At 62.4% G+C, this 2,980-nt stretch carries 3 protein-coding genes and 1 pseudogene; all 4 read left to right on the forward strand.

Annotated features, from left to right (window positions below):
• Positions 1–249 precede the first annotated feature (249 nt).
• The 4 genes and pseudogenes from G4D87_RS36125 (at position 250) to G4D87_RS36140 (ending at position 2,854) form a co-directional block, all read left to right on the forward strand.
• Entirely contained in the window at positions 250–825 is a 576-nt protein-coding gene (locus G4D87_RS36125; protein WP_163787348.1) for an FHA domain-containing protein, read from the forward strand.
• 90 nt (positions 826–915) lie between these two features.
• The gene (locus G4D87_RS36130) at positions 916–1,116 is read left to right on the forward strand and encodes a helix-turn-helix domain-containing protein (protein ID WP_163787349.1); all 201 of its coding nucleotides are present in this window, start codon (positions 916–918) and stop codon (positions 1,114–1,116) included.
• Between the two features lie 141 nt (positions 1,117–1,257).
• Positions 1,258–2,503 (forward strand): annotated as a pseudogene (locus G4D87_RS36135) (ISKra4-like element ISMfu2 family transposase).
• Between the two features lie 96 nt (positions 2,504–2,599).
• Entirely contained in the window at positions 2,600–2,854 is a 255-nt protein-coding gene (locus G4D87_RS36140; protein WP_205507862.1) for a hypothetical protein, read from the forward strand.
• The last annotated feature ends 126 nt before the right edge of the window (positions 2,855–2,980 follow it).

Consider the following 2,980-nt stretch of genomic DNA (forward strand, 5'->3'; position numbering starts at 1 on the left):
CAGGTGGCACAGTAAGTGCATTGAGGTGGGCAGGTCGACGATTTCTCTGGCTGTGTCCTCTCTCCCCAGGAGATGCCAATGAAGGTAACGCCCATCATCGTGATCGAAATTCTTAAGCTTGTTCTGAAGATTGCGGAAGTCGTTGTTCGGAGCCGCTAGTCATAGACCCAAAGCGGTTCATCGGAGCAAGGCACTTTGTCTTGCTCGCGCTTTCAGTCCTGTTTGTACCCATTGCTTTTGGGAGTACACGTGTTCACCATTACTGTTGGGCGAGTTGGCTCACTCCGGACGAAGCAGGATACCGTTTCATCGCGCGAAATATTTGTTGGCCGGGCTGAAGATTGCGATCTCGTGCTTCGTGACGAGACTGTCTCTGGGGTGCACTGCCGACTTGTAGCAATTGAAGGGGGCGCAGTTGTAGTGGATGAAGGTTCTACAAATGGTACTTGGCTCAATAGTGAGCGAGTTTCACGAACCGCATTGATGGGCGCCAATGATACGATGCGTGTTGGTCCTTTCGTGCTGACGGTTCATTCTCTCGTAAGTGCAAGTGCTGCTGGGTATCTGCGTGAGCGGCGAGCGCGGCCCAGGGAGAGTGCGCGTCCTACGCAAACCGGGAATCCAGTGAACCAAGGCTGCTGGGCGGTGCTGGACCTGCAGGTTGGCGCTCCATTCGGAGAAGCCCGAGCTGCTTATCATCAAATGATCGCTCAGTATCACCCGGATAAAGTGGCGCATCTGGGGCATGAACTGCGCGCACTGGCCGAACGAAAATGCAGGGAGATCAACTCGGCCTGGGAGTTCATTGAGCGGTTTTATTCCTAACTCCTGATGCGCTACGAGAGTCCCTCTTTCCTTGTGCTGAGGCTCTTTATGGCAATTGTCCTGCCAAGGAATGGTGCAGGTGGAGAGTGCGTGAACGAAAGTATTGGAGAGAAAATGTCAGGTAAGAACTGGAACTCGAAGACACGCGAATGGAGCGATGTTGTAAGGCCCGAGACGAAGGCGCGTGCCGAGCGCGCCCAGGAGATGCGCAAAGAAGGTAACTCTATTGCCAAGATCGCCAAGGCACTAGGTGTGAGCGAGACAAGAGTCCGCGAGCTATTGAGGACGTAGGGGCGTGGCGCCGGTGCCCTGGGTGTGGCTCTGGAGTTGAGCAATGAGTGAGTAAACAGGCAGGGGGCTTGCCGGGTCCTTGGTGGTGGTCGGCAGAACGGGAAGTTTCTGGCGGGTTGTGCCAGCGGAGGACATCAGACGATGCCGAAGGTCACCATCGAAGTGCCCGGAAGGGTTCGAGGACAGCGTCAAGGCGCTGGAGGAGACGCCGAAGCGCGCCCACCGAGGGGGCGAGCAGAGGGGACCTGGCCGCGTTCGACGCTGCATGGCAGGAGGTGAATGCGGGAGCGGAACAGACGGAGCGGTTGCTGAAGCGGAGGTTGCTTCGAGGGCTCGACCTCGACACGGCCCAGGTCCTCATCGAAGGCCAGCCCTACGTCCGAGTCGGACGGTACCCGGCGACGTACAAGACGCGGCAAGGGCCCGTCGAAATAGAGAGAAGCCTCTACCGGCGGGTGGGTGAGCGCAATGGCCCCACGGTGGACACCGTCAGTGGCCAAGCCGGGTGCGTGGCCGACGGCTGGTTACCGGAGGCTGCGGTGCCCATGGCGTACCTGCTGGCGCGAGGCACCTCGCGGGAGGCAGAAGCGACGGCGCGCCAGGTGGGCGTGCTGCCCTATTGCCGCGCCTCCTTCGAACGCGTGGGGCATGAGGTGGGAGCGCTGTACGGTGGCCAGCGGCCTCAGGTGGAGGCGGCGCTGGCCCGAAAGCTGCGAGTGCCCCGAGGCACCCGCGGCGTGAGCGTCAGCATGGACAGGGTGGCCGTGCCGATGGAGGAGCCGAAGAGGCGGCCAGTGGGCCGACCTCGCAAGGGCGCCCCCACGCGCCCGGTGGACGTCGTCTGGCGCATGGCCTACGCCGCCTGCCTCACCTTCCATGACGCCCACGGCGAAGCGCTGGGCACCATTCGCTACGGGCGGATGCCGCGGGGCGAGGCCCGAGGGTTGGCCGAGCGCCTGGCCCGCGACGTCCAGGCCCTGGTTTCCAGACGGCGCGGCCTGTACGTCGCCGTCCTCACCGATGGCGCTCCCGAGTTGCACGCCTTGCTGGACGAGACGCTCGCCACCCATGTCCCCTCAGCCAAGAAGCCGGTGCGCCTGGTGGACTTCTGGCACCTGATGGAGAAGCTCGGGAGTGCGGCTCGCGTGGTGGCTGGGGGAGAGAAGTCCTCCTCGCTGCGTGAGAAGTGGAAGCTGTCCCTGCTCAACACGCCCGGGGCGGCGTGGACCATTGTCACCCTGCGCATGACGCGCCCTGGCGCCCGCTGGAAGGAGGCGTCCGGCAGCACACCCTGGCCTTGCGCGCACTGGTGTTATCGGAGTGGTGGGACGCGGCGATGGACCTCACGCTTGCGCCGCGCAGGGCCGACGTGCGGCGCGCAGCATGAGCAGTATGGGAGCCACACCCGCCGTGGCCGCTTGACCCTCCCGGATGCGTCCGGGACACTTGATGGCGCAGGCACCCTTCAGCTCGGGACCAGGCAATGTCGAAGAAGAAGGACACGGGGCATTTCGGGGACGCGGAACTCAACGACCTCCACCTCTCCGTGAAGAGCACGACCGAGGGTGGCGCCTGCCTCACCGGCCACACGGGCGACTTTTCCGGCTTCAAGAACAAGGTCTCCTGTAATTATCGATATCAGGCCTACGAGCAGGCGGACAGCCACGGGGAAATCAAGGAGCGGCTGCACCGCTACAACGAGCACCCACCCGAGCGGCGCCTCCAGACCTCCGCTTAGGGCCTGAGATTTTATAACGCGACCGATTGGCAGGGGATCGACAAATAGGCTGAGGCGTGCTCGAAGGTGTCGATGGTCACCGAGGAAGAGGTCGCGAAGAGGTACAAGCTGATGAGCAAGGTTCTG

This window comes from Myxococcus vastator (assembly GCF_010894475.1).
GTDB classification, from domain to species: Bacteria; Myxococcota; Myxococcia; order Myxococcales; family Myxococcaceae; genus Myxococcus; species Myxococcus vastator.

Coding starts and splice junctions, on each gene's coding strand:
- G4D87_RS36140 (WP_205507862.1), top strand. CDS start 2,600: ATGTCGAAGAAGAAGGACACGGGGCATTTCGGGGACGCGGAACTCAAC.